Origin of the sequence: Edaphobacter sp., from assembly GCF_035532915.1 — a bacterium.
Taxonomy (GTDB): Bacteria; Acidobacteriota; Terriglobia; order Terriglobales; family Acidobacteriaceae; genus Edaphobacter.
Window position 1 is genome coordinate 1 of record NZ_DATKQC010000333.1, and the last position, 5966, is coordinate 5966.

Sequence of the window (5966 nt, forward strand, 5' to 3'; positions counted from 1 at the left end):
CTTTATTACGAGCTGAGGAGAGAAGTCTTAGTTTGGGCCACTCATCTGGAGCCTTTTTTTGCTGTAGCCGGTGAGCACGACCTTGACGAGACCTTTGCTGCAGCCTTTCTTTCGTCCCAGGCCATTGGTGATCTGACCCCATATAAGAACATCCACGCTGTCTCGCCAGCACATTACTTCGTCATTCGAGAGGGCCAGGTTATACGAGAGCCCCACTGGGAATGGATGGTCCGAAACAGATTCAGCTACGACTCGGATGCGGAATATGACGAGCAGTTCTTCCACCTGTTTCAGCATGCTGTGGAACGGCGTACAGGACCGGGTGCTCCCGTCCTCGCCGAACTAAGCGGTGGGATCGATTCAAGCTCCATTGTCTGCATGTCGGATTACGATCGCAAAGCCAAGGGCGCGACACCCGCTGATCTCATTGACACAATTTCCTATTACGACGATTCAGAACCCAATTGGAACGAGAAACCCTATTTCACCGTGGTCGAAGAGGCCCGAGGCAAGATCGGGACACACATTGACGTGTCGTCCCAAAGCTCTACTTTCGAGCCTCCCGCCGCCCAATATCTATGGCCGGGGCCTGACGGCAGAACACTTCTTGCCGAACAGCAGCTCGAGGACCAAGTATCCCCTAAAGGATATCGCGCGGTTCTGTCCGGCATAGGCGGCGATGAGCTTCTCGGAGGTCCACCCGATCCTTTGCCGGAGCTCGCTGATTATTTGGTGTCACTACAATTCCGAACCTTGCTGAGGCAAAGTTTCAGCTGGGGGCTTGCGAAGAGAGTTCCCCTGCTTTATCTAGTACGCGATGCCACCGCCTTTATTGTCCAGATGTACACATGGCGGTCACGAGTTGCTCTGGTTTTTCCGGTCTGGCTCTCGGATTCGGCACGCCGGATAGCAGCACGTCGTGAGATTCAGAGGCTCTCTGGGCAGAGGATCGGCCTTCTTCCGAGCACAATCGACAGCGGTCTGACATGGTGGTCCATTATGGAGACACTCTACCGCCCAGTAAAACGACTACTTGCACGGAGGGAGTATCGTTACCCATTTCTCGATCGAGATCTTGTGGACTTTCTCCTCCGCGTTCCAATGAATCAGTTGAAACGCCCGGGACGCAGGCGGCTGTTAATGCGCAGAGCCCTCCGACATATCGTCCCAATCGAAGTACTCGAGCGAAAAAGGAAAGCGTACGTGACTCGAGGACCCGCGATTGCGCTCGCAGAAAGCAAGCGACAATTGCTTTCGTTGATGACCCACTCCCAGCTACAGGAGCATAAGCACATTAATGAGCTCACTCTTCAGTCAGCACTTGCCAGCTTTAATGCACTCTCCGATAAGGACAGTCACGGTCACATGATGCGCGCAATTCAGCTCGAGCTCTGGATAAGGCGTCAAGCGAGCAATCGCGGCTTATCACGCTTTTGCTCCCAAGAGAAGGAGCAATAAAGATCCGCGCGGCGGCCATGGCGCAACAGAAAGTGGCCGAAACACGGAAATTCAGCAACAAAGAGGTGAATCATGAAATACACTGCACCAGCTGTACTCAACGCAATCAACGCCACGAAGCTGATCCAGGGCGGCAAAGGAAACGCCGGTCAGGACAGCTCCAACCCGCTGGAGCGAACAAATGGAGCCGGATACGGCGCCGACGAATAGGCACACCCTACCTCGGGAGCTGGAATGATTTCACTCCAGCTCTCGAAGTAGTTTTATGGCTCGACTCCGTTTCGGGGCAGACAATCAACGGTCTAGCCTGCATTATTCGTGAAGTCTGAAGTAGCGAAAGCCTTTTTGTGCTACAAACATGTTGATGAGACAGTGTTTAAGGCACATTGAGAGGCTTTCGCTTGACTGATTCTACCGCGACAGAGCGTTTGTTGTTTCCAGAGATTTTCGCCAAGCCGGTGGTGCTGGAGTTTGACCAGCGGCGAGGCAGTTCCGATGGTGGCGCCGTGCTATTGAAGGCAGCCGAGCAGCGTTACGGATTGATCGCCAGTATGGCAGGCTGTTTTCGCGATCCTCGGCAGGCAGGCAAGGTTGACCATCCGTTGCGGGATCTTTTCGCGCAGCGCGTCTTCTCCATCGGCTGCGGTTATGCGGACGCCAACGACTCGGCGCGATTGGCTGCCGATCCGATGCACAAGATGCTGCTGGACCGCGATCCGGTTACGGGACTGGATATGGCCTCACAGCCGACGCTGTCGCGCTTTGAAAATGCCGCCGGCCCGCGCCAGCTTTATCACATGGGCGCAGCGCTGGCCGAGAGCGTGATCGAGCGCCATGCCAGGCGGTTGCACCATCGCGCCCGTCTTGTCACCATCGACCTCGATCCGACCGACGATCCCACGCATGGGGCGCAGCAGTTGTCGTTCTTCAACAGCCATTACGACAACGCGTGTTATCTGCCGATGATGGGCTTTGTCACCTTCAACGACGAGGCAGAACAGTATCTGTGCGCCGCTGTGTTGCGTCCCGGCAATGTGACGGCGGCGGCCGGAGCGGTGGGGATTCTGCGCCGGTTGATGGCCTTGATTCGCGGCTCATTTCCCAAGGCGCGCATCCGCGTCCGTCTCGACGGGGGCTTTGCAAATCCCGAACTGCTGGCGTTCTTGGATACTGAGGCCAGCATCGAATATATGGTGGCGATGCCCAGCAACGCGGTGTTGAATCGCAAAGCGGAAGAGGCCATGCAGGTTGCTCGCGTGCTTGCGGGACTCACCGATCGGACCGAGCACGTCTACGCCGAAGCCCACTATGCGGCGGGCACTTGGAAGCAAGAACGCCGCATCATCATCAAAGCCGAGGTGGTGCGCGCCGAAGAGAAAGCGCCCAAGGATAACCCGCGTTTCGTGATTACGAATATGAAGCAGACTCCGCAATGGCTCTACGAAGAAGTCTACTGTCAGCGCGGCGAAATAGAGAACCGGATTAAAGAGTTGCACGCCATGGAAATCGACCGCACCAGTTGCAGCCGCTTTTGGGCCAACCAGTTCCGCGTGCTGCTGACCGCCGCGGCCTATGTGCTGATGCAAGAGTTACGCCTGTCTGCGGCGGGCACCAATTGCGCAAGAGCGCAGGTCTGGACACTGCGGGAACGCTTCCTGAAACTGGGTGCGAGGGTCGTTGCCTCTGCGCGGCGCATGGTCATACACCTGCCGCAATCGTTCCCGTTCCTGACGACCTTCCGGCACATGGCGATGGAACTGGAAGCTTCGCCAGGGTAGAACGAGCTTCGCTCCCCTGAAGAGTTCACATTTCCGCCTGACCCAACCAAGCACAAGGGAAAGCCACGGCCGAAAATCGCCGCAGCCCTGATGGTATGTGCCTGCAAAGCCTGCCCCATGTCCCACACCGCAACTTCACACTGCCAGCATCCTCCCCGGCGATCTTGTACCGCGCAAAATCTCCGCTCGCGGGACGTTCACGAATAATGCAGGCTAGGTTTCTCCACGACTCCCAATGACGGTACTGTACCCGCTTGGTCGGGTCGGGGTCTTCGTACCCCTGCAGCCAGAATCGGAACCAGTCGACGTTCCCTTGTTGAGAGGCATAGCGTTCCTGCGGATTTTGCAAAATATGTTGCCCGTTCGGAATATATATAAGGTCAACGGGCTTTCCTTGAAGGTACAGAGAAGAGTACACCTCCCATTCTCCAAGGACAGAGATCCTTCCCAGGGCTTCGATGCGGATGGGCACTTGGACTTTATCGAGATTAAACCCTGGTGCATTCCTCACCCAGCTCTCAAGTCCCGCTCCGAATGGTTTCCCGCCATTTGCCGTTTCCTGTTCAACAGCAGCCTCGGGATTGTCTGGAGCGAAGAGCATATATGTCATATAGCTTTGGTCGATCCCATCGATGAGGGTGGCTGCGCGAAAGAGGTGGGGATCATGGATCAGAGCCTCTTCAACATACCAGGCTGTTCGGCTAAATCCGATGATCCCGACATGCGATCGATCGATCAATCCATCTTTATCGAGGCGATCTATAGCGGACTTGAATCCATCAACGGCGAGATGCGCTTCTTGCTGTGCGGGGCGGACGTGCCGATCCGCCCGATCCTCCATTTGCAGTACGATGATTCCCGAAGCGGCCAATGCGCGAGCGGCAAAGCCCGTCGTATATGATCCGTCCACGAGAAATTCGTGCTCATTGTAGAATCCATGGGTTTGGATCACGAGCGGATAACGGTGACCTTTGACATAATTCGGCGGTAGCACCAAGCCTGCGTGCCACTGGTACCCGGTGCTGTCCTTCCACATGTAAACTGAGGCTTTCCCAAGTTGCAAAGAAGCCAATTGCGGATTCGGATTCCAAAGCTCCTTAGCCACGTCCGCTCTGTGTCCGGCTGCCCAAAGGGTGGGTGGCTCATTGAGACCCTGCTTAATGAAGAGACAGATCACTGGCTGCGATTCGTCTGCGCTCGCCTTCTGCGGCTCTAAATTCCATCCCTGCACGCTCCGCGCGTATGTGTCTGTCTCGGTTGTGCCTTCGCCAGACCACTGCAGAATAACTTCGTTGGACGTTGCGCCGAAGCGCGCTGATGTCAGCCACTCATTCTGCGCGGGGAACCGCGCACCGACGACACAGGTAGCAACATGATCAGCGGTGTCATAGATGGCAGCCGCACACGCCGCGGCGTCTAAAAGTTGCAGCCGACCGCTCCCCTTTGAGAGAGGAAGATAGCTGTTTGTGAACAATACAAAGCGATCGTCTGGCGACCACACTGCCTGCGGCGCATCGATATAGCCAGTGTCGATACCTGAGGGGGCATCCACAAGCGGAGCCACGGTCATTCTGTCGAGATTAACGTAGATATATTGCCACGGCCAATTGACGCTCCTTCCGGATCGGTCCGTTCCGGTATGTGATGCCAAAAGGCTGAAAGCGGCGGATGCTGTCTTGTACTTTAACCACTCTGTCGGAATCGATTGCACGGCCCGGGCTGCAATCAGCGATCTCCCGTCGGGGGATACTGCAATTCGCAGCGCAGTGGCTGCTCTTGGAAAGTGCCATTCCCCTCCTGCGTTTACCTGTCGATTGACTCCTTTGTAGCGAACCCAAAGATCGAGAGCCGGCCAAAAGGATGCGGGATCGGGAAACGTAGTGGGGAAAAGGATATGAAACAACGATAGGCCGGTCAGATCCGAAGATGCCTGGTTTATTGGGTCGCCAATCAGCTTTGGTATCGGCTCATGCTCAACAGCAACCCACGCAATCGTTCCTCCCGCCTCACTGAACTGCTCGATATCCGAGTTGCCAGGAGTCAGATCGATAAACCGCCTGTCGCTTAGATAAACACGGCAGAGGTGGCGATGACCATCCGGCTGCTCAACGAGGAACAAGATTGACTTGGAATCTCTCGACCACCGGGCATCAGTGATGAGTGAACCATAGGAATTGAACTCCTGTGCGACAGCAAACCCCGCGCGCTGGAATAACATAAGGGCCTTTGGTTTATGACCCTCATGCTTATGGAGATAGCTGTCGACATCGACTGCCGAATAAACCCACAAGCTGGATACCAACTGATTCGTGCGGAGACTTCCTCTTGTAGTAACCACCAGGAAGTATTGGCCATCTGGTGATTCTTTACATTTCGCATCTCGAAGGCGAGTGTATGGATCGCTGAACAACGTCATCTTAATCGATTCCTCGACTGTAAACGGATGCTTTGGTTCCGCAAACAGAGAATGAGATCGAGCAAAGATGGCAGCCACCATGAACAATGCAACGATGCGGCCGCTGCAGCTGATCATTAAAGACTCCGAATAGTATGAGGGAGGGTAGGTAGTGAAGGAAGATCACTCAATGCAGATCAGAATTGAAGCTTCAAGGACATCTGCATGGAGCGTGGGCCGCCCTGCTGGTAAAGAGGGCTCAGATTGCCAAGACTCTCATTCAGCGTTTGAGTAGCCTGACCAAACTGCGGGTTGCCGTAGAGAGGCTCTATATA

Annotated in this window: 4 protein-coding genes; 3 read left to right on the forward strand and 1 reads right to left on the reverse strand. The window is 55.2% G+C overall.

The genetic code is table 11. The annotated features are described in order from the left end of the window. The 3 genes from VMU57_RS15990 to VMU57_RS16000 form a co-directional block, all read left to right on the forward strand. On the forward strand, positions 1-1458 hold a 1458-nt coding region (locus tag VMU57_RS15990), incomplete at its 5' end, for an asparagine synthase C-terminal domain-containing protein (protein WP_325385187.1). Positions 1459-1530: 72 nt separating this feature from the next. Then, the gene (locus VMU57_RS15995; protein WP_325385189.1) at positions 1531-1668 is read left to right on the forward strand and encodes a hypothetical protein; all 138 of its coding nucleotides are present in this window, start codon (positions 1531-1533) and stop codon (positions 1666-1668) included. 191 nt (positions 1669-1859) lie between these two features. Further along, complete coding sequence (locus VMU57_RS16000) at positions 1860-3236, forward strand: IS1380 family transposase (RefSeq protein WP_325385191.1); 1377 nt, start codon at positions 1860-1862, stop codon at positions 3234-3236. A gap of 25 nt (positions 3237-3261) precedes the next feature. Here VMU57_RS16000 and VMU57_RS16005 read toward each other — a convergent pair whose 3' ends face one another. Further along, positions 3262-5769, reverse strand: coding sequence for a hypothetical protein (locus VMU57_RS16005; RefSeq protein ID WP_325385193.1), 2508 nt, complete (start codon positions 5767-5769; stop codon positions 3262-3264). Positions 5770-5966: the final 197 nt, after the last annotated feature.

What these genes read in the sequence shown, in the direction of transcription:
- VMU57_RS16005 (WP_325385193.1), bottom strand. Translation starts at nt 5,769, where the DNA reads ATGATCAGCTGCAGCGGCCGCATCGTTGCATTGTTCATGGTGGCTGCC.
- VMU57_RS15995 (WP_325385189.1), top strand. Translation starts at nt 1,531, where the DNA reads ATGAAATACACTGCACCAGCTGTACTCAACGCAATCAACGCCACGAAG.